General features: G+C 33.3%; 24 protein-coding genes and 1 tRNA gene. 9 read left to right on the top strand and 16 right to left on the bottom strand.

Annotation, left to right across the window (positions count from 1 at the left end):
* Nucleotides 1-129: 129 nt before the first annotated feature.
* Nucleotides 130-214: transfer RNA gene (locus tag P8K68_RS09890), tRNA-Ser, on the bottom strand.
* 188 nt (nt 215-402) lie between these two features.
* On the opposite strand from P8K68_RS09890, the gene P8K68_RS09885 reads away from it, so the two are divergent.
* Together P8K68_RS09885 and P8K68_RS09880 are read left to right on the top strand one after the other, a co-directional pair.
* Nucleotides 403-1,032: an NAD(P)H-dependent oxidoreductase gene (locus tag P8K68_RS09885; protein WP_300250264.1), complete on the top strand. Its 630-nt coding sequence runs from the start codon at nt 403-405 to the stop codon at nt 1,030-1,032.
* A gap of 146 nt (nt 1,033-1,178) precedes the next feature.
* Complete coding sequence (locus P8K68_RS09880) at nt 1,179-2,372, top strand: DegT/DnrJ/EryC1/StrS family aminotransferase (RefSeq protein ID WP_300250259.1); 1,194 nt, start codon at nt 1,179-1,181, stop codon at nt 2,370-2,372.
* A gap of 4 nt (nt 2,373-2,376) precedes the next feature.
* On the opposite strand, the gene ribB is transcribed toward P8K68_RS09880, so the two are convergent.
* From ribB to tpx, 6 genes are all read right to left on the bottom strand, one after another.
* Nucleotides 2,377-3,537 (bottom strand): 3,4-dihydroxy-2-butanone-4-phosphate synthase, encoded by a 1,161-nt coding sequence (gene ribB / locus P8K68_RS09875; protein WP_300250255.1) that lies wholly within the window; start codon nt 3,535-3,537, stop codon nt 2,377-2,379.
* Nucleotides 3,538-3,553: 16 nt separating this feature from the next.
* On the bottom strand, nt 3,554-5,515 hold the full coding sequence (locus P8K68_RS09870) for an LptF/LptG family permease (RefSeq protein WP_300250251.1): 1,962 nt from the start codon (nt 5,513-5,515) through the stop codon (nt 3,554-3,556).
* 9 nt (nt 5,516-5,524) lie between these two features.
* Nucleotides 5,525-6,160 (bottom strand): outer membrane lipoprotein carrier protein LolA, encoded by a 636-nt coding sequence (locus P8K68_RS09865; protein WP_300250249.1) that lies wholly within the window; start codon nt 6,158-6,160, stop codon nt 5,525-5,527.
* 13 nt (nt 6,161-6,173) lie between these two features.
* On the bottom strand, nt 6,174-8,555 hold the full coding sequence (locus tag P8K68_RS09860; RefSeq protein WP_300250244.1) for a DNA translocase FtsK: 2,382 nt from the start codon (nt 8,553-8,555) through the stop codon (nt 6,174-6,176).
* 175 nt (nt 8,556-8,730) lie between these two features.
* Nucleotides 8,731-9,099, bottom strand: a complete 369-nt coding sequence (locus P8K68_RS09855; protein ID WP_300250242.1) for a diacylglycerol kinase family protein — start codon at nt 9,097-9,099, stop codon at nt 8,731-8,733.
* Nucleotides 9,092-9,598 carry a thiol peroxidase gene (gene tpx, locus P8K68_RS09850; RefSeq protein ID WP_300250239.1) on the bottom strand — a complete coding sequence of 169 codons (507 nt, stop codon included), beginning with the start codon at nt 9,596-9,598 and terminating at the stop codon, nt 9,092-9,094. Before tpx ends, P8K68_RS09855 begins: the two co-directional genes overlap by 8 nt.
* Before the next feature lie 262 nt (nt 9,599-9,860).
* Here tpx and katG point away from each other — a divergent pair, with 262 nt between their 5' ends.
* Both katG and P8K68_RS09840 read left to right on the top strand, forming a co-directional pair.
* Nucleotides 9,861-12,086, top strand: coding sequence for a catalase/peroxidase HPI (gene katG, locus P8K68_RS09845; RefSeq protein WP_300250235.1), 2,226 nt, complete (start codon nt 9,861-9,863; stop codon nt 12,084-12,086).
* 71 nt (nt 12,087-12,157) lie between these two features.
* Complete coding sequence (locus P8K68_RS09840; protein ID WP_300250232.1) at nt 12,158-12,628, top strand: ankyrin repeat domain-containing protein; 471 nt, start codon at nt 12,158-12,160, stop codon at nt 12,626-12,628.
* A 134-nt stretch (nt 12,629-12,762) separates the two neighbouring features.
* On the opposite strand, the gene P8K68_RS09835 is transcribed toward P8K68_RS09840, so the two are convergent.
* From P8K68_RS09835 to nhaC, 4 genes are all read right to left on the bottom strand, one after another.
* Nucleotides 12,763-13,020 carry a hypothetical protein gene (locus P8K68_RS09835; protein ID WP_300250229.1) on the bottom strand — a complete coding sequence of 86 codons (258 nt, stop codon included), beginning with the start codon at nt 13,018-13,020 and terminating at the stop codon, nt 12,763-12,765.
* 127 nt (nt 13,021-13,147) lie between these two features.
* Nucleotides 13,148-13,456: a thioredoxin family protein gene (locus tag P8K68_RS09830; protein WP_300250223.1), complete on the bottom strand. Its 309-nt coding sequence runs from the start codon at nt 13,454-13,456 to the stop codon at nt 13,148-13,150.
* 94 nt (nt 13,457-13,550) lie between these two features.
* Entirely contained in the window at nt 13,551-14,195 is a 645-nt protein-coding gene (locus P8K68_RS09825) for a peroxiredoxin (RefSeq protein WP_300250220.1), read from the bottom strand.
* A gap of 169 nt (nt 14,196-14,364) precedes the next feature.
* A complete protein-coding gene (nhaC, locus tag P8K68_RS09820) occupies nt 14,365-15,834 on the bottom strand; it encodes a Na+/H+ antiporter NhaC (RefSeq protein ID WP_300250217.1) in 1,470 nt (489 codons plus the stop codon).
* Nucleotides 15,835-16,080: 246 nt separating this feature from the next.
* Here nhaC and P8K68_RS09815 point away from each other — a divergent pair, with 246 nt between their 5' ends.
* Nucleotides 16,081-16,851, top strand: coding sequence for a hypothetical protein (locus P8K68_RS09815; RefSeq protein ID WP_300250215.1), 771 nt, complete (start codon nt 16,081-16,083; stop codon nt 16,849-16,851).
* Nucleotides 16,852-16,893: 42 nt separating this feature from the next.
* Nucleotides 16,894-17,916 (top strand): metal-dependent hydrolase, encoded by a 1,023-nt coding sequence (locus tag P8K68_RS09810; protein WP_300250212.1) that lies wholly within the window; start codon nt 16,894-16,896, stop codon nt 17,914-17,916.
* Between the two features lie 269 nt (nt 17,917-18,185).
* On the opposite strand, the gene P8K68_RS09805 is transcribed toward P8K68_RS09810, so the two are convergent.
* Entirely contained in the window at nt 18,186-19,385 is a 1,200-nt protein-coding gene (locus tag P8K68_RS09805) for an aminotransferase class I/II-fold pyridoxal phosphate-dependent enzyme (protein ID WP_300250207.1), read from the bottom strand.
* Nucleotides 19,386-19,544: 159 nt separating this feature from the next.
* On the opposite strand from P8K68_RS09805, the gene P8K68_RS09800 reads away from it, so the two are divergent.
* Both P8K68_RS09800 and P8K68_RS09795 read left to right on the top strand, forming a co-directional pair.
* Complete coding sequence (locus tag P8K68_RS09800; RefSeq protein WP_300250203.1) at nt 19,545-20,003, top strand: Lrp/AsnC family transcriptional regulator; 459 nt, start codon at nt 19,545-19,547, stop codon at nt 20,001-20,003.
* Nucleotides 20,004-20,630, top strand: a complete 627-nt coding sequence (locus P8K68_RS09795) for a CPBP family intramembrane glutamic endopeptidase (RefSeq protein WP_300250200.1) — start codon at nt 20,004-20,006, stop codon at nt 20,628-20,630.
* A 191-nt stretch (nt 20,631-20,821) separates the two neighbouring features.
* On the opposite strand, the gene P8K68_RS09790 is transcribed toward P8K68_RS09795, so the two are convergent.
* From P8K68_RS09790 to panB, 3 genes are all read right to left on the bottom strand, one after another.
* Nucleotides 20,822-22,201: an aldehyde dehydrogenase gene (locus P8K68_RS09790; protein WP_366143743.1), complete on the bottom strand. Its 1,380-nt coding sequence runs from the start codon at nt 22,199-22,201 to the stop codon at nt 20,822-20,824.
* Nucleotides 22,202-22,284: 83 nt separating this feature from the next.
* On the bottom strand, nt 22,285-22,986 hold the full coding sequence (locus P8K68_RS09785; RefSeq protein WP_300250195.1) for an RluA family pseudouridine synthase: 702 nt from the start codon (nt 22,984-22,986) through the stop codon (nt 22,285-22,287).
* A gap of 86 nt (nt 22,987-23,072) precedes the next feature.
* Nucleotides 23,073-23,891: a 3-methyl-2-oxobutanoate hydroxymethyltransferase gene (gene panB, locus P8K68_RS09780; RefSeq protein WP_300250188.1), complete on the bottom strand. Its 819-nt coding sequence runs from the start codon at nt 23,889-23,891 to the stop codon at nt 23,073-23,075.
* Between the two features lie 565 nt (nt 23,892-24,456).
* Between panB and dnaK the strand changes: the two genes are divergently transcribed.
* Entirely contained in the window at nt 24,457-26,361 is a 1,905-nt protein-coding gene (gene dnaK / locus P8K68_RS09775; protein ID WP_300250186.1) for a molecular chaperone DnaK, read from the top strand.
* 205 nt (nt 26,362-26,566) lie between these two features.
* Here dnaK and P8K68_RS09770 read toward each other — a convergent pair whose 3' ends face one another.
* Nucleotides 26,567-26,671, bottom strand: a complete 105-nt coding sequence (locus P8K68_RS09770; protein ID WP_300250183.1) for a DUF4377 domain-containing protein — start codon at nt 26,669-26,671, stop codon at nt 26,567-26,569.
* Between the last annotated feature and the right edge of the window lie 132 nt (nt 26,672-26,803).

The raw sequence follows: 26,803 nt of genomic DNA, 5'->3' as shown, positions 1-26,803 counted from the left end.
GGTAACCTATAGGGTAACCTAACTTTGATATATAATCGTATTTTGAATATATACCAAAAACAAAAAACCCTCTAAACGTAATGTTTAAAGGGTTTTGACTTTTAAAGTTTTTTTTGACAACTTTATCAGCGGAGAAAGAGGGATTCGAACCCCCGGAGGTGTGACCCTCAACAGTTTTCAAGACTGCCGCATTCGACCACTCTGCCATTTCTCCTTGAGTGCCTCATCAAGCTATTTGCCTGAATGCGGGTGCAAATATAACGTCCTTTTTCATTCTATTCAAATAAAAACTTAACTTTTTCATAATAAATTTTAAGTATTTTTCCATGTGTATATTTTATATACCAATACCGCAAAAAGAAAATTGCAAACCTTATTTTTGCATAAATCGATAACACTATAATGGATATAATAAAACAGCTTAATTGGAGGTACGCAACAAAAAAATTTGACGCCACAAAAAAACTTTCAAAAACTAAATTAGATATTATCACCCAAGCTTTTAATCTTACAGCAACCTCCTTTGGTTTGCAAACATTAAAGTTAATCGTTATAGAAGATAAAAAAATAAGAGCGTCATTAGTAGCTGCATCATATAACCAAAAACAAGTCTTAAACGCCTCGCACTTACTCGTAATTTGTATTCAAAACGATATTATTGGCGCCGATGTAACAAATTATTACAAAAACATAAAAGACATCCGCGACACCCCAGAAAATATATTAAAACCATATCGAGAAGATTTAATAAAAATGATGCAAAGCATGTCGGTAGAAGAGCGGCAACAATGGTCCACAAATCAAGCCTTTATCGCGCTTGGTAATTTAATGACAGTTTGCGCCATCGAAGGTATAGACTCTTGTCCTATGGAAGGGTTTTTACCAACAAAGTACAATGAAATTCTTAAATTAGACCAAAAAGGATTAAAATCAGTATTACTTTTACCAATAGGTTATCGCGCCGAAGACGATATGTTTTCAAGTTTTAAAAAAGTTAGAAAACCAATTGAAGAAACCGTAATAACAATATAAAAAATTTGGGCGTTACCACAAGGGTCGGGCTTTCGGTAGTCGCTTTTTTGTGTTGCATAGGTGCAACAACACAAAAAGAGCTTCAACAATACCTCAATCCCTAACGCAAAAAAGTCCAATTCAACTTAAAAAATATATTTGAAATTATGCCAGGATTTGAATTATTTGGAGATTTAGAAAGAAAAGAAGTAAATGATGTACTTGACAATGGCGTGTTGATGCGTTATGGTTTTGATGGTATGCGAAACGGACATTGGAAAGCCAAAGCACTAGAATCAGAACTTCAAAACACCTTTCAATCCAAACATGTGCAATTAGTTTCCAGCGGAACAGCAGCAGTATCAGTTGCATTAGCATCTGCAGGCGTAGGTGCAGGAGATGAGGTTATTATGCCAACATTTACTTTCGTAGCCAGTTTTGAGGCTATTATGATACTCGGCGCCATACCCATATTAGTAGATATAGATGATACACTTGGATTAAATCCAGAAGCTGTCGAAAAAGCCATCACACCAAAAACAAAAGCGATAATGGTTGTACAAATGTGTGGTAGTATGGCAAATATGGATGCTTTGCAGGTCATTTCAAATAAACACAACGTTTTATTAGTTGAAGACGCATGTCAAGCTATTGGTGGCACCTACAAGGGGAAACCACTAGGAAGTATAGGCGATTTAGGATGTTTCTCATTCGATTTTGTAAAGACCATTACCTGCGGCGAAGGCGGGGCGGTAATAACTAATAATAAACAATATTATACAAATGCAGACCATTATAGCGATCATGGTCACGATCATATAGGTACCGATAGAGGTGCAGAAACGCATCCATTTATTGGTTATAATTTTCGTATTTCAGAACTCCACGCCGCAGTAGGATTAGCTCAAGTGAAGCGTTTACCTGAGTTTCTAGAAATTCAAAAAAGAAATTTTAATATATTAAGAGAAGCTCTTTCAGAAATTCCAGAAGTTACTTTTAGAACAGTTCCAGATGGCGGAGTAGAAAGTTGTGCTTTTTTAAATTTCTTTTTGCCTGATTTAGAAACTGCAAGCAAAGTGTCAAAAGGTTTCACAGAGCATGGAGTAGATGTATGTTGGAATTATTACAATAATAGTTGGCATTATATTAGAGAATGGAACCATCTAAAAGATTTAAAATCACTTTATCCAATTTCCTCAGAAGTAAAAAAAGGTTTGGAATATCTTAAAACTAAAGACTTTTCAAACTCTGATAAATATATATCTAGAAATATATCTTGTTTAATAAAGTTGTCTTGGACAGAAGATGAGGTTAAAGAACGCGCTAATAAAATGGTAAATATTATTAAAAACGCATTGTAGTAGATTAATATTTAACGTAATCAACAATCTCTAAACCATAACCAATTAAACCAACACGTTTAGTTTGTTCTGTATTAGATATTAAAAGTAGTTTATGAATATTTAAGTCATGTAATATCTGTGCGCCAATACCAAAATCACGATTATCCATATTAATTCTTGGTGCTTTAGCAATCTCATTTGAAGATTGGTTTTCCTTTAAAAAAGATAAACGACTCAAAACATTCATAGATTGAATTTCTTGATTTATAAATATAATAGCGCCTTTACCTGCATCATTTATAAGCTTAAACATATTATCTAATTGCTTATCTGCATTATTGGTAAGGGTTCCTAAAATGTCATTATTGAATAATGTTGAATTAATTCTGGTAAGCACCTCTTCATTAGCTGCCCATTGCCCTTTTGTTAAAGCTATATGAACCTGGTTATTTGTAGTTTGTTTGTAGGCCCTTAATCTAAAACTTCCAAAACGTGTTTTGATTTGAAAGTCTTCTTTCTTCTCAATTAAAGAGTCATGTTGCATTCTATAGGCAACCAAATCTTCAATAGAAACAATCTTTAAATCCAGTTTTTTTGCAACCTTAATCAGTTGTGGTAAACGTGCCATAGAACCATCTTCATTCATGATTTCTACAATCACTCCAGCAGGATTTAAACCTGCTAATCTTGCAAAATCAATAGCAGCCTCAGTATGCCCCGTTCTTCGTAAAACACCACCTTCTTTAGCAACTAATGGAAAAATATGTCCTGGTCTGGCTAACTCAAAAGGTTTTGTATCGTTATTAATTAATGCTTGTACTGTTTTAGCTCTATCACTTGCTGAGATTCCTGTAGTAACACCATTGCCTCTTAAATCTACGGATACTGTAAAGGCCGTTTCCATAGGATCTGTATTGTTTCGAACCATCATATTTAGTTCTAACTCCTTACATCTGTTTTCAGTTAAGGGCGCACAAATAAGACCTCTTCCATGAGTAGCCATAAAGTTTATCATTTCTGGAGTTACCTTATCGGCAGCAGCCAAAAAATCGCCTTCGTTTTCACGGTTTTCATCATCAACAACAATAATAACTTTTCCGTTTCTAATATCGTCTATAGCTTCGTGTATTGTATTAAGCTTAAATGTTTTTTTTTCTTTTTGTGTCATAGTGTTTGCCATCATTTTCCAAAGATATGGCTTATTTTAAAGATTCTAAACAATTCACTTTTAAGTCGCCTTTCATTTTCTCATTTAAAAATAAATATGTCAGGAAGTAAAATGGAAGTCCAAGTACTAAAAGGATTAAGTTAGGTTTATTTTGTTTTTTATTAATATGATTATAAAATTGAAATGAATTTATAATGGACTTAATAAAATAAATAACATATAAAATTAATGAAACAATACTCAGTTGTATTGAGGCGGTTGCTAAAGGTAATAAGTTATTATTTTTAAAAACAAAGAAAAGAATTAATAGGGCAATGCCAATGCTATAAAGTACTATAGCAAATTTTGAATGTTCGTTGTAATTCGTTTTTATAGTTTCAGTAATACTGTAATTAGTATTGATATCTACTCCGCTTTCTCTAATATCATTAATTGATAGACCTTTTGATTTTAGAAGCTTTATGGCACGATGTCTTATAGCTTCAGGATGCCCAAGAGCTTCATAATTATTAATAATATTAATCAATTCATCTTTTTTGTAATCTGATAGAAATTTATAATCAATAGCATGTTTGTCTTTAAATTTGAATACCTTTTTTAAAGGTTCTAAAGTATTTTCAAATTCAAATAAACCTCGGTCTGCAGTAGCCCTTTTTGTTAAGAAAATACCAAGAGGTAGCATAAGTAAAGTTGAAAACCAAGGAGCAATAATAGGGTTGAAATCTCCAGTTTTAGCACTGTTTATAGCAAATATTCCTATAAAGTGATAGGTTAAAAATAAAAGAATAGCGATTACCATAGGCAAACCTATACCGCCTTTTCGTATTAAAGCGCCTAAAGGGGCGCCAACAAAAAATAAAATAACACATGCAAAACCCAATGCAAATTTCTCATGTAAAGAAATAACATGTCTACTAAGCCATGCTCTAGAGGTTTTCATGGTAGTTTTTTTTGAAATAATAAGTTGTTTAGAACTTATCGCAGATTTTAATGCAACATCAACCAATTCTAATTTCTTTTTCGTGTCAAAAAGCTTTAAAATAGGACCCGTATAGGTTGAATCTTTATTTATTTTAGCTTTTTTATTGAGTTTATTTAATCCAGACCTAAATTGTAAATTATTAGAGAATTTTTCGTTTTCGACGTTATATTTAACAACAAGAGAGTCTATAGTTTTATTTAAACCTCCAACATCTAGCATATTATACTTATCAGTCTGGGACTGTTCATCAAAATCAACGTTATTTATTTGTGATAAGTCAATATTGATTATTTTTGTTTCAAAAGTACTTTTTGTAAATGGTTTTCTGTTTTTTGCTTTTCTATCTTTAGGCGAAACATCCATATAATAATGCCCGTCATTCAAAATAAGTTTTAAAACATTTGAGTCTTCTTTACTGGCTAGTTCTCCAGTTTTAGATTTAATTACAGTTGCATTTGTTCTTCCATCATTTCCTTTTACATGTATAGTTACATCTTTTAGAAATTGATCACGATCTCCATATTTATCAGCGAATTTTATATTGTAGGTGCCAACAGTATTAAACTGCCCCTCAGCAAGTAACATAGCAGGTTTTAGTTTGGCAATATTTCGTCGTAAATTATATGAATTTAATTCTGCCCAAGGAATAACATTATTTGAAAAGAAGAAGGTAACAATACCTAAGATAATTATAAAAACACTTAGTCCAGACATGGCGCGCTGTAATGAAATACCTGTAGATTTCATAGCAGCAAATTCATAATTTTCTGCAAAACTTCCAAAAACCATTATGGAGGCTAAAAGTATGGTAAGTGGCAGTACTAAAGGGATAAGTTTTGGCATAAAATAGGCCAGAAACTTAAAAATAACCATAATGTCAAGATCTTTTCCAGCTAACTCTTTTATGTAGAGCCAAATAGTTTGCAATACAAAAATCAGCATGAGTATAACAAACACGCTGATAAAAGTTTTAAGATATGTAGTTAGTATGTAACGGTCTAGTATTTTCAAACGTGATACCTAATCTAGTTTATTGATATAATAATCTTTGTATTTGTTGGCATCAAAGGTAAATAAGGTTTTTGATAAAGGCTCGTTTGTTTTAAAAGAATTTACAGTAAGCGTTGTTTTCGTGCTATTTTTACCAATTTGAATCAAGTTATAAATATGTTTCGTTTGCGCATCAATACCTAAAAGAATATTTTTTATTTCAGAATTGGAATCGATAGGCGTAAGCTTTACATATTGGATTTTTCTTCCGTTTATATTTTGCATGATATCAAGGTTGTAGGTGTAGCCGTCTTCATAAAAAGATAACATTTTACTTGGTGTTATGGCATCATTTTCATCATCAATATTTGAAGTTATAGTAACCTCTTCATCTTCATTACTAATACTGTACATGGTTTTGCCATCATAAAGTCTGGATATCCCAAGGATGTTTAATTTGTATTTATCACCTTGCATAACAACATCACCTTTAGTTTCTTGTTTTATATTTTCTGAAATATTTTCTAAAACATATTTAAAATCTAATGAAATATTATCATAGTTTTTAACTTTTTCTGAAACTTCATTTAATAAAGTTTTTGCCTTGTTTTGGGCGAAAGTATTAAGTGAAAGTGTAATTAATAATAAGGTTAAGAATTTTTTCATCTTTCTTTTTAAATTATAATTCGTCTTCTAAATGCTTGTCTAAGGCTATTAAATCTGGTATTAAAACTTGTCTTGCTTTGCTACCTTCAAAATGACCAACTATTCCTGCTGCTTCTAGCTGATCTATTATTCTACCAGCCCTATTATAACCTAATTTTAACTTACGCTGTAATAAGGATGCCGAACCTTGTTGTGCTGTTACAATAACTATGGCTGCGTCTTTAAATAGTTTGTCCCTGTCTGATATGTCTATATCAATACCTGTGCCACTTTCTTCGCCAACATACTCAGGAAGTAAATAGGCATCAGGGTAGGCTTTTTGAGAACCAATAAAATCAACTATTTTTTCAACTTCGGGTGTATCTACAAAGGCACATTGTATTCTAACCATATCATTGCCTTGTGTATAAAGCATATCTCCACGACCAATAAGTTGGTCTGCTCCACCAGCATCCAAAATAGTTCGCGAATCTATCTTACTAGATACTCTAAAGGCAATACGTGCTGGGAAATTAGCTTTTATAATACCCGTTATTACATTAACACTTGGGCGCTGTGTTGCTATAATTAAGTGAATACCAATGGCACGTGCTAATTGTGCTAACCTTGCTACTGGGGTTTCTACTTCTTTCCCAGCAGTCATTATTAAATCGGCAAATTCATCTACTACTAAAACGATATACGGCAAAAATTGATGTCCTTCATTGGGGTTTAGTTTTCTAGCTTTAAATTTTATATTATACTCTGCTATATTTCTACAAAGTGCATTTTTTAGCATTTCATAGCGATTGTCCATTTCAATACACAATGAATTTAATGTGTAAATTACTTTAGTGTTATCTGTAATTATAGCCTCAGCTTCATCGGGAAGTTTAGCCAAATAATGGCGTTCAATTTTATTAAAAAGTGTGAGTTCAACTTTCTTTGGGTCTACTAAAACAAATTTAACTTCAGCTGGATGCTTTTTGTAAAGTAAAGACGTTAAAACGGCATTTAAACCAACAGACTTTCCTTGACCTGTAGCACCTGCCATAAGCAAATGAGGCATTTTAGCTAAATCGACAACAAAAGTTTCGTTACTAATAGTTTTACCTAAAGCAATGGGTAGCGCCATTTCTGATGCTTGAAATTTCTTGGACGCAATAACCGAACGCATCGAAACGATGGTTGAATTTTTATTAGGTACCTCAATACCAATAGTTCCTTTTCCTGGGATAGGTGCAATGATTCTAATGCCTAGTGCTGAGAGCGATAAGGCAATATCGTCTTCAAGGTTTTTAATTTTTGAAATACGTATACCGGCTTCTGGAACAATTTCGTAAAGCGTAACTGTTGGCCCAATAGTTGCTTTAATACTGGCAATACCAATTTTGTAGTTGCTTAACGTATCAACAATTCTATTTTTGTTTTCTTCTAACTCCTCTTGATTAATGGTAATACCTTCCGTATCATACTTCTTTAATAAATCGAGTGGAGGGTATTGATATTTAGCTAACTCTAAAGTCGGGTCAAACTGTCCGAAATCTTCAACTAGTTTATTCGCAAGATTATCGGTTTCTGATATTTCTTCTTTAATATCTTCAACTTTTATTTCAAGCTCAGACGCTTCTTCGATTTCTGGTTCTGGAACTTTAACCTCTAAAGGTGCTGATTCAAATTTAGGCTTAATAGATGGCTTAGGTTCTGGTTTTTTATTTTCTAATGAAATTTCATGAGCAGTTTTTATAGCTTCAGCTTCGTCAGATAGGCTGTTGTCAAAAGGCACAACAATATCTTCTTTCATATCTGAAAGCTCATTTTTAATATCTTTTTTAGCAGATTTAAAAACACGTGTAAGGCTTTCAAAAGTGACTTTAAAACGAATTGCTAAATACGTTATTAAACCAAACACTAATAAAAGTGAAATACCTATTTTGCCTATATAGTCCTGCAGAAGACTATTAATTTCAAAACCAATAGTACCACCAAGAATATCATTTTGATTCCCGAAGAATCCTAAAAGAATTGAAATCCAAATGATAATAAGTATGCCCCAAAACCAATGTTTTCTTAATTTAGTTTTATTGATGTTCATTAACACATAAACACCTGATAAAAAGATTAATCCAGAAAATATAAAGGATGCAATACCAAATCCACGTTGTATAAAAAAATCGCTTAACCAAGCACCAAACTTACTTAGCCAGTTTTCTGTTTTAACCTCTCGCGATGTAAAATCTGATAAAGCACTTTGGTCTGCTTCCCCAGTAAATAGAAAAGAAACAAACGCAATAAATAGTAAGAAACCAGTAATCACCAAAAAACTACCCAAAACCAACTTCTGTTGACTAGATAGCTGAAAACTTGGTGCTTTAAGTTTCCTTCTAGTTGCTTTTTTAGCTTTGCTTTTAGCCATTAATGGTCTGTTGTTTGAAAATAGGGTTGTTTATTTAGCTGAACAAAAATACAAATTACTAACGTTAACGAAACTTTATTTTGAAAAATTGCAAAAGCATTACTACATAATTGTCAGTTGAATAAATTTAGATAAAAAAGGATACTTTTTTAATCGTATTTCAACCCTTTATATTTTAAAAAACCTTTGGGACATATATAATCAGACCAACAGTACTAGAAAAGATAGAAGCTATAAAAACACCTCCTGCAGCAATATCTTTGATTAAACCAATTTTATCATGACGCTCTGGGTGAATAAAATTTGCAATTTCTTCAATGGCAGTGTTTATAGCTTCAATACTCATTACTAAACCAATGGCTAATAACTGTACAATCCATTCCATTGCTGAGATATTATAATAAAAACCAGCAGCTGTAACTATTAAAGCTATCACGAACTGGATTTTTATACTACCTTCTGTTTTTAAAAGTAAAAGAGCGCCTTTAAATGCATATCCAACACTTTTTAATCGGTTTATAAAAAAGGATTCTTTCTTAGGCATCTTGAAGCGCTTCTAAAGCAGCTTTGTAATTTGGTTCATCAACAATTTCGCCTACTTGTTCTGTGTATTTAATGGTACCGTTTTCATCTAAAATAATAACGCAGCGTGAGTGTAAACCTTCTAATGGGCCATCAATAATATTTAATCCATATGCTTTTCCAAAGCTTCCGTCTTTAAAGTCAGATAAATTAATAACGTTATCTAATCCTTCAGCAGCGCAAAAACGAGCTTGAGCAAACGGTAAATCTCGAGAGATACAAAGTACTTTTGTGTTTTCTAATTCGCTTGCTTCTTCATTAAACGTTCTAACAGATTGTGCACAAGTACCAGTATCAATGCTAGGGAATACGTTTAAAACCACTTTGTTTCCTTTATAATTTGTTAAGCTATGTACTGCCAAATCAGTAGTTGTTAGCAAGAAATCTGGAGCTTTAGTGCCAACTTCTGGTAAATTATTAGATGTGTTAATTGGGTTTCCTTTTAATGTAATTGCAGCCATTTTTGTGTGTTTTAATTTGAGCATCTAAAATAGGAATATTTAATCTTATTAATTAACGATTTTGTTAAAAATTAATTGATTTTTTTTTATGTGTAATAAACCTGACTGACAACTCTTAGTATATTTAAAAACTATTGAAAATTTATAAATTATAAATTTTACCAATTAGAATATAATTTTAATAAATATAGCTCATGTTTTTTGAATACTTTTAATTAGTAAATTTAGTAAATAAAAATTCACTTTATAATAAACTACAACTATGGATAATAAGAGTCACAACGGAGATGCGTTCGATATCAATAAGTCGGATGCGAGTAAATGCCCTTTTTTAAGCGGTGATCAAAAGAAAACAGCAGGTCGCGGAACAAGTAATAGAGATTGGTGGCCTAATGAACTAAAGCTAAATATTCTACGTCAAAATGCGCCAAAATCTAACCCTATGGGCGAAACATTTGATTATGCAAAAGCATTTAATAGTGTCGATTTTGCTGCCTTGAAAAAAGATGTGATTGATTTAATGACCGATTCGCAAGATTGGTGGCCAGCAGATTATGGTCATTATGGAGGGTTTATGATTCGTATGGCGTGGCATAGTGCAGGAACGTATAGAGTTGGAGATGGTAGAGGTGGAGCAGCAACAGGAAATCAACGTTTTGCGCCGTTAAATAGTTGGCCAGATAACGGGAATTTAGATAAAGCCCGTTTATTATTATGGCCAGTAAAAAAGAAATACGGCAATAAAATTTCTTGGGCAGATTTAATGATTCTTGCAGGGAACTGCGCATTAGAGTCTATGGGCTTCCCAACGTTTGGTTTTGCTGGCGGACGTGAAGATGTTTGGGAACCAGAACAAGATATTTATTGGGGAAGTGAAACGGGTTGGTTAGATAATGATGACCGATATGATACGAGTGATGGTGATTTGGAAGGTCATTTAGGTGCCGTACACATGGGATTAATTTATGTGAACCCAGAAGGGCCAAATGGAGTTCCTGATCCATTAAAATCTGCTCATGATATTAAAATTACTTTTGGTCGTATGGCTATGAATGATGAAGAAACGGTGGCTTTAGTTGCTGGCGGGCATACCTTTGGTAAAGCTCACGGAGCTGCAGATCCAGATAAATATGTAGGTGCAGAACCTCATGGAGCATCTATAGAGGAAATGAGTATGGGGTGGAAAAACACATTCAATTCAGGTGTTTTAGATGATGCTATTACTAGTGGTTTAGAAGGCGCATGGACACCACATCCAACACGTTGGGATGATGAATATTTTGATGTATTACTAAATTATGATTGGGAATTAACTAAGAGTCCTGCTGGAGCTCATCAATGGACACCAACTGCAGCTTCAAATGCACGAATGGCTCCAAAAGCGGGCGACCCAAATGGAAAGCAAGCACTTATGATGTCTACTGCAGATATGGCGCTTAAAATGGATCCGACATACTTAGAAATCTCAAAACGTTTCCATAAAGATCATAAAGCTTTTGAAGATGCTTTTGCACGTGCTTGGTATAAATTAACACATCGTGATATGGGGCCAATCAATCGTTATTTAGGGCCTGAGGTACCTAAAGAAGAGTTATTATGGCAAGACCCAATTCCTACAGTTAATTATACGTTAAGTGATTCCGATATTTCATCACTAAAAAAAATGATTTTAACTTCTGGTTTGTCAGTATCTCAATTAGTGACTACAGCTTGGGCTTCTGCTTCTACGTTTAGAGGTTCAGATAAGCGTGGTGGTGCTAATGGTGGGCGTTTACGTTTAGAACCACAACGCAGTTGGGAAGTAAATAATCCTGAGGAATTAAATAAAGTATTGCAAATTCTTGAAGGTATTCAAAACGAATTTAAGGGAAGCATATCTATGGCAGATTTAATTGTTTTGGCCGGAGTAGCTGGAGTAGAAGAGGCTGCTAGAAAAGCGGGTCATAATGTAAATGTGCCTTTTGCTCAAGGTAGAGGCGATGCGTCTCAAGATCAAACTGATTTGGAATCCTTTGGATATTTAGAGCCATTGGCTGATGGATTTAGAAACTATATGAATCCAAAATTAAAAGTTGCTGATGAAGATTTATTAGTTGATAGAGCGAATCTATTAACGCTTTCAATTCCTGAAATGACTGTACTAGTTGGTGGTTTACGCGTTTTAGGTGCAAACTACGATGGGTCTGATTATGGCGTTTTTACAGAAAATGTTGGTAGTTTAACAAACGATTTTTTTACAAATATTCTTGATTTTACATATACTTGGAGTGCAACGTCTAGTGATGACAGTATTTTTGAAGGACGCGACCGTAGAACAGGTGAACTGAAATTAAAAGGTACTCGTGCAGATTTGATTTTTGGTTCTAATACAGAATTAAGAGCTGTTGCCGAAGTTTATGGAGCTAACGATGGTCAAGAAAAATTTGTAAACGATTTTGTTATCGCATGGACTAAAGTGATGAATTTAGATCGTTTTGATTTGAAATAGATTAATAATTAAATATTTTGATTGGGATGAGTGTATAGGACTCATCCCTTTTCATTTTTGAAAATAAAATTATGAACGAAACGGAGTTGTTTTTTAGTACGATTCAATCGGGTAAAATAGAACATGTTAAAGCTCAACTAGAACGAAATCCAGATTTGGTAAATGCTAAAGACGCTAGAGGTTTTACACCCTTAATTTTTGCTACTTATTTTGATAAAAAAGATAGTGTTGAAACGTTGTTAGAGTTTAATGCCGAAGTAGAAGCCACAGATAATTCCGGCAATACAGCACTTATAGGGGGCGCTTTTAAAGGAAATACAGATTTAGCTGCTCTACTAATTAAAAATGGGGCAGACGTAAATGCAAAAAATAATCTAGGAGTTACGCCCTTAATTTTTGCGTCTATGTATAATCAAATTAAAATGGTTATGCTGTTATTAAAACATAAATCCGATAAAAAGTTAATGGATAATGAAAGTAAAATGGCTTTAAATTATGCTGAAGAAAAAGGGTTTAAGGAAATTGTTGGCCTTTTGAAATAGTTTTTCAAGCGTTTAAAAAAAGAGGATCGTTTAACTATTTTTTTTAACAAAGTCAAGTTATGGGTTCAATTTAAACAAAAAACCATCTTGCTTTTACAAGATGGTTTTAAAAAAAACTACTTTTTCTTTTTCAATTATGTGTCAATAGAACCCATAACGCGGCTCATAAAACTATTTAAAGCTTCTTTTTTAGGCGTTCCAGATTTCGTCATTTTATGGACTTCAATAGCGCCATACATATTCGATATTAGCTCGCCAATAACATCTAACTCTTCATCTTTTAATGCGGATACTTCAGTTAATGCTTCTAAAGTTTCAATGGTTTCAACAACAAAATCTTCATCGTTTTCTTCAATAAATTGAGTAAGATGTTTAATTACTGGTAACTTCATCAGTTTTTCTGTTTTTATATATTCGCTAAGGCAGAATATTTTTATTTTTATACTCTTGCTTATTTGCCTTGTTGAGAGCAGCCAAAGGGTTTGTGGCTTAGACCGCGCTCAACCTGACATTTATTGTTTAAACAACCTCTTCAACAAGTTCTTTTAAAACATCAAATTTGTTAGTCTGCACTTGGTTTACAAATGCCCCGTTTTTAAAGGTTGCAAACGTTGGTAAATTATCAACAGTTGCTAACTTTCTACTTTCCGGAAACTTTTCCGCGTCAGCGATAACAAAAGTAATGTCTTCCAACTCTGAAGCTAGTTTCTTTACTTTCGGTTTCATGATGCGGCAGTTACCACACCAAGTAGCGGAATACTGAACCACTACAGTTTCGTTTTCGGCAACCAAGTCTTGTAAATTATCTTCGTTTAATTCTTTAATCATAATTCCTAATTTAATTGTCAGCGCGAATAAAGTGAAGTAATCTTGCTAAAAATTAAAAGATTGCTTCGCTAAACGCGCAATGACTTTTTAATTTCTAGTTAGCATGAGCAGCTAAATACTCAGCAGTAGCTTTAGCATTTGCTCCCATAGCATCTTTACCTTCTTCCCAGTTTGCAGGACAAACTTCGCCTTTTTCTTGAACGTGCGTTAAAGCATCGACTAAACGAAGGTATTCACCAACATTTCTACCTAAAGGCATATTGTTAATGCTTTCGTGTTGCACAACACCATCTTCATCAATTATGTAAGTGGCTCTATAAGTTACATTATCGCCTTCAACTTGAACGGTTCCAGTTTCTTCGTCGTAAGTTTCATTAGTGATATCTAAAATACCTAATACACTAGATAAATTTCTGTTACTATCAGCAAGTATAGGGTAAGTTACACCTTCAATCCCACCATTATCTTTTGCTGTGCTTAACCATGCAAAATGAACTTCTGGAGTATCACAAGATGCACCAATTACAATGGTGTTTCTTTTTTCGAATTCGCCAATAGCTGCTTGAAACGCATGTAATTCTGTGGGACATACAAAAGTGAAATCCTTTGGATACCAAAATAATACTACTTTTTTCTTATTGTTAACTGCTTCTTCTAGAACGTTTACTTTAAAAGTGTCGCCCATGTCATTCATTGCGTCAACGTTTAAGTCTGGGAATTTTTTTCCTACTAATGCCATTTTATTTAAATTTTATGTGAGAACTATTTTATTGATAGTTCAATTAATAATTCGCTTTAAGTGTGCAAAAATAGATTACAACTAGAGAAAATAGAACATCATAAAATTTTAAATACTTATTGATTAATAAGATTTATTTATACGTATTGAAAATGAGTAAGTTAGTTGTTTATTTTGAAGATTTTAATTGTTTTATTTTAATTGAAAACGCGGCAAATAATAAAGTGGTAAACGGACTTAACCAATTGAAAATAGCAAATAAAAAATATTCTCCAACTCCTACGCCTAAAACACCAGATTGATAAGCGCCACAGGTATTCCAAGGGATTAATACCGAAGTTACAGTACCTGAATCCTCTAAAGTTCTACTTAAATTTTCAGGGGCTAAACCTCTGTCCTTAAACGCTTTTTTAAACATTTTCCCTGGGATAACGATAGCTAAATATTGGTCTGAAGCAATTGTGTTTAATCCTAAACAACTAATGACTGTACTAGCAAATAATCCAAAAACTGTAGTGGCTACAGATAATAATGCACTTGTAATTCTAGAAAGTGCACCTATACCATCCATAATACCACCAAATACCATGGCGCAAAGTATTAGATAGATCGTCCAAAGCATACCTTTCATACCGCCAGCAGAAAAGAGGTCGTTTAATTTTCCGTTTTCGGTAGTTATTTGTGTGTCTGTAAAAACGGATGATATTATTGATGATAATTTAGAATCTCCCAAACTATTTAGGATATCGGGTTGAAAAATAAATGCAAACACTGCCGCCAATAAAACCCCTGCGCTTAATGCTAATAGTGGTTTTGTTTTTAAGAGAATTAATCCAATAACAGCCAATGGTACTAAAAATAACCAGGGTGTAATATTAAAAGTATAATTAATAGTTTCTAATAAATTACTCACATCTGCACTACCAGAGGTTGTGATAGTAAAACTTAAAATACTAAAAACAATGAGTGTTACAATTATGGTTGGTACGGTTGTTAAACTCATATAGCGAATATGCGTAAATAAATCTGTTCCGGCCATGGCAGGAGCAAGGTTTGTTGTATCGCTAAGTGGCGACATTTTATCTCCAAAATAGGCGCCAGAAATAACGGCACCGGCAATCATTCCGGGGTTTATACCTAAAGCAGTCCCAATACCAACAAGTGCAATACCTACGGTAGCAGAGGTTGTCCACGAACTTCCAGTAGCAATGGATATAACTGCAGCAATAATTACTGATGCTGGTAAGAATATCTCAGGGCTTAATACTTGTAATCCATAATATACCATAGCAGGAATAACCCCGCTAACCAACCATGTACCAGCTAATGCTCCAACTAAAAATAGAATCATAATAGGGATAAAAACACTCTTTAAATTTTCCCATATTTCAGAACCCATTCGGCTTATTGAAACTTTATTAAAAAACCCAACAATTGCTGCTATAGCACCCCCTATGAGTAAAATGATTTGATTAGAATATTCACCTAAAAGTTCGCCGTCTGCAAATATAATATTGTAAAAAAGTAACACCATGAGTAATACAACTGGTATAAGAGCTTCTAAAAAATTAAGCGCTGTATTTTCAATAATGTTTTGGTCGTTAGCTTTAAACGCAGAAATGTTTTTTTCGTCTTGCATCAGGAATTTTTTTGATATGTAATGTTACGATTTTATAATTTTCTTTCAAAATGAAGTAACTTATTTGATTTTTTAAATAACCTAATAGTTCTAATTATGATTTTGCATCGTAAATCTTATTTTATTACTGATTTATTTGATTAACGATAATTTTATAATAAAAGCTTAGTAAATTTAGGTTTTCAATGTTTTTTTTTTAATTTTTGTAGAAATTGCTATTTATTTAGAAGATTAATTATATTAAAAATGAAAAGATTTCTCTCACATCTTATTCTGTTTTTATGTTTAAAGCTATCTGCACAAGTAGGTGTAGGGACAACGGCTCCGCTTTCCACTTTAGACGTTAACGGCTCTTTGTCTGTAAACATTATTACAACGGTTGCAAACTTAACCTTAGACGACACTCATCATACTATTATATTATCAGGAAACCATAATATTATATTGCCAGCAGCAAATACTTGTCTTGGTAGAATATACGTTGTTAAAAACCCTACTAATAATACACCAACTATTTCTAGTTATACTGATTTGAGCGGAACTACGTCAACTTTAATAAGTAATGAATCTACTATTCAACTCCAAAGTGATGGTACGAATTGGCAACAGTTGGGCTTTAATAAAATTACTTATGAAAAAGTAGTTATTTGGGCTGAAGAAACTGGCGGTTTGTCTAATAATAACATGCAATGGTCTTATGGGAATGGTGATGTTGGTTTTATAGGAATTCCGTTACCAGAAGATTGGGAGGCTTATGCGGTAAGTTTTCATGCTGATAATACCGCTAATGCTTTAGATACTATTATAATGGGGGTTGGCGATATTTCTGCAAATGGTACATTTACTGAATTACTTAGGTTTACAGCTTCTGGAGCAAACGATAATATGTCTTATACAGAAATTTTAGCGACACCAGTTGCAGTTCCTGCAGGAACTACTTTGGGGTTCAGGTCTATAACAGAATCAGGTAATATAAATAGTGCCAGAGTTGCTGTTTGGTTAAGACGTATCCCTTAATAGTTATATATACAGAATAGTTGGTTAACTTTGCCGACTTATATGGATTCACTAACTCAAATTGTTTTAGGTGCTGCATGCGGAGAAGCAGTACTGGGAAAGAAAATTGGAAACAAAGCCTTATTGTTTGGTGCTATTGGTGGTACTATTCCAGATTTAGATGTTTTGGTTGGCGGTTGGCTTTATGGAAATGAAATTGACGCCATGTTGTTTCATAGAGGATTCATGCATTCCATTGTATTTACCATTTTAGCAGCTTTTCTTTTAGGGTGGTTAATACATAAAGGTTATAATTCTGGTAAACGATTACAAACTACAACGCAAAGCGATTGGATTAGTTTATTCTTTTGGGCGTTATTTACACATCCTATTTTAGACTGTTTTACACCTTATGGCACGCAGTTATTTGCGCCTTTCAGCAATTATCGTGTGGCGCTAAATAATATTGCAGTTGCAGATCCTGCATACACCTTACCTTTTTTAATTTGTATAGTTGTTTTGATGTTTTTTAATAGGACATCAGATAAGAGACGCTTATGGTTAAAGTTAGGAATTGGCATAAGTTCCATGTATATGCTATTCACGCTTGGGAACAAGTTATATATTGATGATGTCTTCAGAAAATCACTAAACGATAGCAAGATAAGTGCATTAAGATTCAGTACGCAACCCGCCATTTTTAATACTATTTTGTGGTATGGTATTGTTGAAACGGATGCATCATATTTTGTTTCAGATTATTCTTTGTTAGATTCCGAAAATCGATTTTTAAACTTCCGAAAAATACCGAAACAACGCGATTTAAAACCTTCAGAATTTAAAGACATTAAAGATTTAGCATGGTTTAGCAATCAGTATTACAGTGTGTATAAACGCAATGAAAACGAATATCAATACAACGACTTGCGTTACCCGCTTTTAGACTTAAATAATCCAAATTCTTCCGTATTCACTTTACTGCTCTATAAAGATGAAAATAGATTAAACATGAAACCGTTCGAACCTAAATTCGATAGCTTAGGAAACATTATGGCATCCTTATGGGAGCGTATTAAAGGCATATAATTTTCTACTAATAATTTTTTGGGCACAATCCAAGGGTCGGGCTAGTAGTTTATCCTGAGTGCAGTGGAAGGGTTACAAGTCCTTGCTCCTTGTCTCCGCTGTGGGCTTTTATTCATGTTTTTCTATCTTATATTAGTGAATTCATGAACATAAATGTTTCACTTCTATACCTTGCGCTTCTATCCGCAGAATAGAATCATTTGCAACAAAAGAAATTTTTTTTGCAAAAATTTAGGTATTAATGCTTTTGTCTTATTAAATACACCTAACTATAAAATATTTAATTCAACCATACACTCACGCATCATTTTATAAGTTCGTTCAATGTCAGCATCCAAACCTATAGAAAACCGAATTAACCCGTTGCTTAAACCCATTTCCTTTTGTTCATCTTCAGGAATCTCAGAAGAGGTAGAGCTTCCAGGAGCGCTAAAAAGTGTTTTGTAAAACCCAAGGCTAACCGCAAGATATCCTAAATTTCTATGTTGCATTAATTCCATTAACTCATTAGCTTTCTTTAAAGCGCCAACATCAATTGTTAACATACCACCATAACCGTAAGCTTCATTCATCATACTTTTAAATAATTTATGAGAAGGATGAGATTTCAGTCCAGGATAAACCGTTTTTAGACCATCAGATTCAAATTTTTTGGCTAAATACAACCCGTTTTTGCTATGTTGTTGCATTCTTATATGAAGCGTTCTCAGGTTTTTTAATATTGAAGCTGCTCGTAAACTATCCATAGTCGACCCTAAAAGCATGGAAGCACCGTCATGTACATTTCGCAAGTCGTTTATAAAATCTTGCGATCCACAAACCACACCGCCAACCGTATCGCTTGAGCCATTTATAAACTTTGTTAAACTATGAATTACAATATCTGCACCTAAAGTAGCTGGAGAAATTGATAATGGCGAAAACGTATTATCAACAACCAATTTTAACCCGTGCTTTTTTGCTATTACAGCTAAACCTTTTAAATCAGCAACCTCTAAAAGTGGATTGCTTACTGATTCACAATATATTATTTTTGTTTTTTTTGTAATAGCGGCTTCAACACTATCTAGTTTGGTGATATCAACAAAACGGGTTTCAATATTAAACTTAGGTGCAAAGTTTTTAAGAAAAGCGTAGGTGCCGCCATAAATAGTTCTGCTTGAAACAATATGATCTCCAGCATTACATAATTGCAAAATAACAGGCGTTATTGCTCCCATTCCTGAGGCTGATACATTGGCGGTTTCAGTGCCTTCCATAGCAGCTAATGCTTCGCCTAAATATAAGTTTGAAGGTGTAGAATGACGCGAATATAAGTAGCAACCATCGGCGTTCCCTTCAAAGGTATCAAACATGGTTTTAGCAGATAGAAAGGTATAGGTTGACGAATCTGAAATGGAAGGATTAACGCCTCCAAATTCTCCAAAATACTGTAAATCCTGAATATTATTTGCGGGTTTAAAAGCCATATCGTAACAGTTTAATTTTAATACAAAATTTAACAAAAAAAGAATAATAAACAACAATTTTTATATATTTTAGAAAATAAAACTATTTTATATTATATTTATAGGATATTTATTTATTTTAAATTTGTTTTTAAACATTTCAAAGAAATATTTTCAATTATGATATTTGATAATACAGATAAAAAACTATTGGAATTCCTACAGAAGGACAGTAAACAAACCAATAAAGAACTTTCAAATAAGTTAGGTTTATCTGTTACTGCGGTTTACGAACGGATTAAAAAATTAGAAAAAGAAGGTTATATTGATGGATATATAGCGGTTGTTAACCAAGAAAAAGTAGACAGAAATTTTGTGGTGTTTTGTCATGTAAAATTACTTCAACACAGTCAAGAATTTGTAGTCAGTTTTGAGCGGGAAGTTAAGCGAATTGATGAAGTGCTTGAGTGTTATCATTTAAGTGGCGATTACGACTACCTACTTAAAGTTATCGTAAAAGATATGGCTGCTTTTAGAGAGTTTATGGTTAAAAAATTAACTCGTATTAATCATATTGGAAGTACGCATAGTATGTTTGTTATTAATGAAGTAAAGTATAATAACGTTATTAATTTCTAAATGAATTCAATTCAATATAAAGGTTTAGAGTTTTTTGTCTTTTTTGTTTTAGTGCCAATTAGTTTTGCATTACACTTTTCCCCTTGGGTTAAATTAGGTGTTGGTTTTTTTGGATTTGTTTACGTGATTTTTGTGCTGTTGAAAATTGAAAATCAAAAATTTGAAATCTCAAAAGATATAGATTGGACATTTTTCTGGAATTCAACCATTATTAAGTTTGTTTCAATAGCCCTTATTACAACACTTTTTGTTTGGATAACTGATAGCGCATCACTCTTTAATGTTATAGTTAACAAACCGTTAAAATGGTTGGTATTATTAGTTGTTTACAGCGTCTTTTCGGTGTATCCTCAGGAATTAATATTTAGAACCTTTTTCTTTAAAAGATATATAGGTTTATTTAAAAATGATACTCTATTTATTTTTGTTAATGCTATTTTATTTTCATTGGCACATGTTTTTTTTGATAGTTTATTAGTTCTTATTGTGACGTTTTTGGGCGGCTTACTATTTGCCTTTACCTATAAAAAAACACAATCTACGCTTTTGGTATCTATTGAACATGCTATTTATGGTTGCTGGCTTTTTACAGTGGGTATGGGAGAAATGCTTGGTTTTCCAGTATAGTATTATTCTCGGTTATATTCTTGTATCGAGCTTTTAAATTTGCTATTGAGGTAAATCTAGTTTTGAATTATACATTATTCTAATATTTATTTTTATCATTTCGATGTGAGGAGAAATCACATTTCTATTGATGGATTTTTAATTTGATAATAAGTTGTTTAATCATATCTCATTTCAACATGTCAAGTTATTTACCCCAAATACTTAAGCATCTTTTTTAATAATTCTATTTTTCCTTTGTAGGGTGCGTATCTAAATGAAGGGTCAAACCAATTGCCACGTTTTACAATAGGTTTTGTATTTGAAAATGTATCAAAACCATGTTTTCCATGGTATTTGCCAATACCACTGGAACCAACACCTCCAAAAGGTAATCTGTGATTTCCAAAATGAATTAGTGTGTCATTAACAACACCACCACCAAAACTGAATTTTTTAACGATTTCTTTAATGAAAGATTTTTGGTTTGAGAATATATAAAGTGATAATGGTTTATCTAAGTTCCATATAATATTTTCTATATCTTCCTTAGTTTCATAAGTTAATATAGGCAAAATAGGACCAAAAATTTCTTCTTGCATTAATGCGCTATCCAAATTTGGTTCATCAACCAAAGTAGGGGCGATGTAGCAATTATTTTCATCAATGTCTCCGCCAAAAATAATGTTAGAGTTTTTAAGTAATTCAGAAAGTCTTATTGTGTTTTTTTGATTTATTATTCTAGGGAAATCTGCTGATTCTTTAGGTTTACTGCCGTATCTTTTAGTTATTTCAGCTGTTAAAGCTTGTATTAATTCTTTCTTAATATTGGATTTTGAAATAACATAATCAGGCGCAATACAAGTTTGTCCGCCGTTTAGTAATTTACCCCAAACCAACCTTCTGGCAACGAGTTTTACATTTACCGAATCATCGATAATACATGGTGATTTTCCGCCTAACTCTAAAATAACAGGGGTTAAGTGGTTTGCGGCAGCTTTAGCGACAATTTTTCCAACTGTTGTACTTCCTGTGAAAAAGATATAATCCCATTTTTGAGATAATAACTCAGTAGAAGTTTCAACGCCACCTTCAATAGAAGTCGCTATAGTCTCAGGAAAAACATTTTGAATAATTCTTGTAATTACTTTTGACGTATGTGTAGTTAACTCACTAGGTTTTAAAACAACTGTGTTTCCAGCTGCAATTGCCATAATTAAGGGTTCTAAGGCTAATAGAAATGGGTAATTCCATGGCGCAATAATTAGTACAGTTCCAAACGGTTCTTGATATATAAAATCTTTTGAAGGAAAAGTTAATAAAGACGCTTTAATCCGTTTTGGTTTAGCCCATTTTTTTAGGTTTTTAATAGCTAAATTTAATTCTGACAAAACAATACCAAATTCACTTAAATAGGTTTCAAATTTTGATTTTTTAAAATCTTTATGCAAAGCGTCTAAAATGGTTTTTTCGTTGGCAAGAATTTCTACTTTTAAAGCTTTTAAAAATGATAACCTATAATCAACATCTTTTGTTTTCTGTGTTTTAAAGAAAGACTTTTGGGCAGCCAATATATTAGAAATGCTATTCACTATGATTAAATATTTTAGATATTGAATTTACGGATTATTATATTAAAACGAAATGGATTGAATACTGATACTGCAAACTGCGACTACTTTAAGCAAGCATTCCAAATGGCATCATTTGGTAAGGTTGCGTTAACAGAGATTGGTTCTTTTTTAACAGGATGCATAAATTTTATATGTCTTGCATGTAAACTGATGCTAGCATCTTTATTACTTCTATCAAAACCATATTTTAAATCGCCTTTAATTGGAGCTCCTATACTTGATAATTGCGCGCGTATTTGATGATGTCTACCAGTTTCTAAGTTAACTTCTAGTAGAAAATAGTTATCTAATTTCTTCAATATTTTATAATGAAGAATGGCCTTTTTACTTTCAGGAACTTCTTTTGAATGCGCTTTAGACTTGTTATTTTTTGGGTTCTTTATTAACCAATGGATTAAGGTGTCTTCACTTTTAGGTGGCTCATTTTTTACAATTGCCCAATATGTTTTTTTTATCTCCTTTGAAAGGAATAATTTATTTAATCTTGGTAATGCCTTACTTGTTTTTGCGAAAATTACGAGTCCTGTAGTTGGTCTGTCTAATCTGTGTACAGTTCCCAAATAAACATTACCGGGTTTGTTGTATTTATCCTTAATATATTCTTTTACAACATCGCTAAGCGGTTTGTCTCCAGTTTTATCACCTTGAACTATATCACCTGCGCGCTTATTTACAATGATTATGTGGTTGTCTTCAAATAAGACCTGGAGGTTAGATTTGTTAGAAAGAGTTTTTTTTGACACGAATTCTGCTATTTTATTTATCTCGTAAAGACGCTATGGCGCAAAGTTTTAAGCGCAAGAGTATGACTGTATACTGAGACTGAAAACTAGTATTGCTCATTCTCATTTGGAAAATCCTGAGATTTCACATCATCAACATATTGAGAAATAGCCGTAGTCATTTCTTCATATAAATGAAGGTATCTGCGTAAAAAACGAGGATTGAATTCATGCGTCATACCAAGCATATCGTGTAAAACTAATACCTGGCCATCTACATGTGGTCCAGCTCCGATGCCAATTATTGGAATACTAACACTTTCGGCTACTTGTTTTGCTAAATTAGCTGGAATTTTTTCTAGTACAATCGCAAAACAACCTACTTTTTCAAGCATTTTTGCATCTTCAATTAAGTCTTCTGCTTCTTGTTCTTCTTTGGCTCTAACTGTATAAGTTCCAAATTTATAAATGGATTGTGGTGTTAATCCTAAATGTCCCATTACTGGAATTCCTGCATTTAAAATACGTTTTATAGATTCCTTAATTTCACGACCGCCTTCCAATTTAACAGAATGTGCGCCGCTTTCTTTCATAATACGAATAGCAGATCGTAATGCTTCTTTAGGGTCACTTTGGTAGCTTCCAAAGGGTAAATCTACTACGATTAAACATCTATCGATAGCACGTATTACAGAAGATGCATGATAAATCATTTGGTCTAAAGTAATAGGCAGCGTCGTTTCATGTCCTGCCATAACATTACTGGCAGAATCCCCTACAAGTATAACATCAACACCAGCGCCATCAACAATTTTTGCCATGGTATAATCATAGGCAGTAAGCATAGATATTTTTTCGCCATTGGCTTTCATATCTACTAATGTTTTTACCGTAACGCGTTTGTATTCTTTTTTAGCTACAGACATGTATTTTTTTGTTTAGTTAGTATGTAAAAATACTAAAATAAGAAGATACTGTTACACTTTTCTTTAAGAGGAATCTTGAACGCTGATTATCAGTTGTTTTGGGTTGATATTGACTCTAACTGATTTTCTCGCGCAAGGGATAGTAGAGGAAAGCCCACAGCCCGACGTAGGAGGTGCGAGGACTTGTAACGGATAGCCCGACCCTTGTGGTTGCACCCAAAAAATAAAAATTGACAGAAGTTGGATGACAGTTGACCAAAGTTTTACTGCGATTGATTAAAACTGCCTGCTGCTACTACTTACTGCGACTGATAACTTTTATGTCTCGCAAAGGTTCGAAGATGCAAAGTAAAAAGATGCAAAGTAAAATTAGGAATACTAAACGAGTTTTTTAAAGCGTTTGAGTAAGCCTGAAAACTGCGACTGTGGCTGTAAATTAAAATAAATATGACACTATGACATATTTTTTTAGTTGGCATAATGATTGACTTATACAACTTGAAATTAAAAATGAACACAACGTTTCCGTGAAGACGGAAATCTATAATCAATAAAAAAATATATTATGAGTAAAATTATTGGAATCGATTTAGGAACAACCAACTCTTGCGTTTCTGTGATGGAAGGTAACGAGCCAGTAGTTATTCCTAATGCGGAAGGAAAAAGAACAACACCATCGGTTATCGCTTTTGTAGAAGGTGGTGAGATTAAAGTTGGTGACCCAGCAAAAAGACAAGCGGTAACAAACCCAACTAAAACGGTTTATTCTATTAAACGTTTTATGGGTAATAAATATTCTGAGTCTAAAAAAGAAGCAGAACGTGTACCTTATAAAGTAGTTAAAGGAGATAATGATACGCCTAGAGTTGATATTGATGGGCGTTTATACACACCCCAAGAATTATCGGCTATGATTCTTCAAAAAATGAAGAAAACGGCTGAGGATTATTTAGGAACTGATGTAACACGTGCTGTAATTACGGTACCTGCTTACTTTAACGATAGCCAACGTCAAGCTACTAAAGAAGCTGGTGAGATTGCTGGTTTAAAAGTAGAACGTATTATTAATGAACCTACTGCGGCTGCTTTAGCTTACGGTATGGATAAAAAAGGTACGGACCAAAAAATAGTGGTTTTTGACTTTGGTGGAGGAACACATGATGTATCTATCCTTGAATTAGGTGATGGTGTATTTGAAGTATTGTCTACTGATGGTGATACACACTTAGGTGGTGATGATGTTGATGAGAAAATCATTAACTGGTTAGCAGATGAGTTTCAAGCGGATGAGAATATGGATTTACGTAAAGATCCAATGTCTTTACAGCGTTTAAAGGAAGCTGCTGAAAAAGCGAAGATTGAATTATCATCTTCTGCTCAAACAGAAATTAACTTACCATATATAACAGCTACTGCAAGTGGTCCAAAACACTTAGTGCGCACATTAACACGTTCTGCTTTTGAAAAATTAATTGACGATTTAGTAAAACGTACGATTGAGCCATGTGCATCTGCATTAAAAGCAGCTGGTTTAAGTAAAAGTGATATTGATGAAGTGATTTTAGTAGGTGGTTCTACACGTATTCCTGCGGTACAAGCAGCGGTTGAAAAATTCTTTGGAAAAGCACCAAGTAAAGGTGTAAACCCTGATGAAGTTGTTTCTTTAGGTGCTGGTATTCAAGGTGGTGTGTTAACTGGTGATGTTAAAGATGTATTGCTTTTAGATGTAACGCCTTTATCTCTTGGTATTGAAACAATGGGTAATGTATTTACGAAGCTTATTGATGCGAATACTACGATTCCTACTAAGAAATCTCAAGTATTCTCTACAGCGGCAGATAATCAACCATCTGTAGAAATTCACGTATTACAGGGTGAACGCGCTATGGCTGCGGATAATAAAACGATTGGACGTTTTCATTTAAGTGATATTCCACCAGCAAGACGTGGAACGCCACAAATTGAAGTTACGTTTGATATTGATGCCAATGGTATTATAAAAGTATCTGCTGAAGATAAAGCAACTGGAAAGAAACAAGATATTCGTATCGAGGCTTCTTCTGGTTTAAGTGAAGAAGAAATCCAAAAGATGAAAGCGGATGCTGAAGCAAATGCTGAAGCTGATAAAGTAGCAAAAGAAACTGCAGATAAATTGAATGAAGCAGATGGCATGATTTTCCAAACGGAAAAGCAATTAGAGGAGTTTGGTGATAAATTATCAGAAGATAAGAAACAACCAATTGTTGATGCTTTAGAAGAGTTGAAGAAAGCTTATGAAACTAAAGATTTGGAAGTTATTACTCCAGCTTTAGATAAAATAAACGAAGCCTGGAAAGTAGCTTCTGAAGAAATGTACAAAGCACAAGCTGAAGCTCAAGGTGGGGCTGAAGCTCCTGGACCAGATGCAAGCCAAAACGGGGAAACAGAAGGTAATGATGTAGAGGACGTAGACTTCGAAGAAGTCAAGTAGTTTGTACTGAGCGAAGTCGAAGTATAGTTTTTGAAGAAGTGAAATAAAAAGCAAGAAGTCGTAAGACCGAAGCTAGTATTATAAAACGCAATCATTAATTTGGTTGCGTTTTTTTATTTGAAAACATTTTATTAATTACCAAAGCGTGAGGAAAAGAGTCTATCAGAATTTTAACTCAAAAAGTAATCAGAAATGGTTGCTTTTTTTATTCGTCAAGTTCTTTAATAAGTACTTCAACTAATATATATCTGATGGAACTAGCGTCTGCTGGTGGATTATCAATATTAATTTTTTTTATACTTATTTTCACTAGTGTCCACTAAAAATTAAACAAAGTTCTTTGAAATTATTGTAAGTCTGTATTTTAAGTCTCATTTTGAAGCGTGACGATTTGAAATGAATATTATGTTCGTAATTCAAAATTACGAAAATGAATCAAGGC

Origin of the sequence: Algibacter sp., assembly GCF_029245835.1 — a bacterium.
In the GTDB taxonomy this organism is placed as follows: Bacteria; Bacteroidota; Bacteroidia; order Flavobacteriales; family Flavobacteriaceae; genus Algibacter_B.
Note: the sequence above shows the minus strand (reverse complement) of the source record. Positions and strands in the feature narration are given on the sequence as shown.

Coding starts and splice junctions, on each gene's coding strand:
- dnaK (WP_300250186.1), top strand. CDS start 24,457: ATGAGTAAAATTATTGGAATCGATTTAGGAACAACCAACTCTTGCGTT.
- P8K68_RS09815 (WP_300250215.1), top strand. CDS start 16,081: ATGAAAAGATTTCTCTCACATCTTATTCTGTTTTTATGTTTAAAGCTA.
- P8K68_RS09880 (WP_300250259.1), top strand. CDS start 1,179: ATGCCAGGATTTGAATTATTTGGAGATTTAGAAAGAAAAGAAGTAAAT.
- ribB (WP_300250255.1), bottom strand. CDS start 3,537: ATGATGGCAAACACTATGACACAAAAAGAAAAAAAAACATTTAAGCTT.
- P8K68_RS09835 (WP_300250229.1), bottom strand. CDS start 13,020: ATGAAGTTACCAGTAATTAAACATCTTACTCAATTTATTGAAGAAAAC.
- P8K68_RS09860 (WP_300250244.1), bottom strand. CDS start 8,555: ATGGCTAAAAGCAAAGCTAAAAAAGCAACTAGAAGGAAACTTAAAGCA.
- P8K68_RS09830 (WP_300250223.1), bottom strand. CDS start 13,456: ATGATTAAAGAATTAAACGAAGATAATTTACAAGACTTGGTTGCCGAA.
- P8K68_RS09795 (WP_300250200.1), top strand. CDS start 20,004: ATGAATTCAATTCAATATAAAGGTTTAGAGTTTTTTGTCTTTTTTGTT.
- P8K68_RS09855 (WP_300250242.1), bottom strand. CDS start 9,099: ATGCCTAAGAAAGAATCCTTTTTTATAAACCGATTAAAAAGTGTTGGA.
- P8K68_RS09885 (WP_300250264.1), top strand. CDS start 403: ATGGATATAATAAAACAGCTTAATTGGAGGTACGCAACAAAAAAATTT.
- katG (WP_300250235.1), top strand. CDS start 9,861: ATGGATAATAAGAGTCACAACGGAGATGCGTTCGATATCAATAAGTCG.
- tpx (WP_300250239.1), bottom strand. CDS start 9,598: ATGGCTGCAATTACATTAAAAGGAAACCCAATTAACACATCTAATAAT.
- P8K68_RS09865 (WP_300250249.1), bottom strand. CDS start 6,160: ATGAAAAAATTCTTAACCTTATTATTAATTACACTTTCACTTAATACT.
- P8K68_RS09840 (WP_300250232.1), top strand. CDS start 12,158: ATGAACGAAACGGAGTTGTTTTTTAGTACGATTCAATCGGGTAAAATA.
- P8K68_RS09800 (WP_300250203.1), top strand. CDS start 19,545: ATGATATTTGATAATACAGATAAAAAACTATTGGAATTCCTACAGAAG.
- P8K68_RS09825 (WP_300250220.1), bottom strand. CDS start 14,195: ATGGCATTAGTAGGAAAAAAATTCCCAGACTTAAACGTTGACGCAATG.
- P8K68_RS09810 (WP_300250212.1), top strand. CDS start 16,894: ATGGATTCACTAACTCAAATTGTTTTAGGTGCTGCATGCGGAGAAGCA.
- nhaC (WP_300250217.1), bottom strand. CDS start 15,834: ATGCAAGACGAAAAAAACATTTCTGCGTTTAAAGCTAACGACCAAAAC.
- panB (WP_300250188.1), bottom strand. CDS start 23,891: ATGTCTGTAGCTAAAAAAGAATACAAACGCGTTACGGTAAAAACATTA.
- P8K68_RS09805 (WP_300250207.1), bottom strand. CDS start 19,385: ATGGCTTTTAAACCCGCAAATAATATTCAGGATTTACAGTATTTTGGA.